Source organism: Klebsiella sp. M041 (genome assembly GCF_059759695.1).
Map to the genome: position 1 here is coordinate 1 of NZ_JCAXWU010000080.1, position 223 is coordinate 223.

The following is a 223-nucleotide window of genomic DNA, read 5'->3' on the forward strand; positions in this document are numbered from 1 at the left end:
GTGTTCGGGTTGTCATGCCAATGGCACTGCCCGGTAGCTAAATGCGGAAGAGATAAGTGCTGAAAGCATCTAAGCACGAAACTTGCCCCGAGATGAGTTCTCCCTGAGACTATAAGTCTCCTGAAGGAACGTTGAAGACGACGACGTTGATAGGCCGGGTGTGTAAGCGCAGCGATGCGTTGAGCTAACCGGTACTAATGAACCGTGAGGCTTAACCTTACAA

Annotated in this window: 1 rRNA gene; it reads left to right on the forward strand. The window is 50.7% G+C overall.

The features are described 5' to 3' along the window. A 23S ribosomal RNA gene (locus tag AC6CWS_RS26565) occupies positions 1-219 on the forward strand; the annotation flags it as partial. Positions 220-223: the final 4 nt, after the last annotated feature.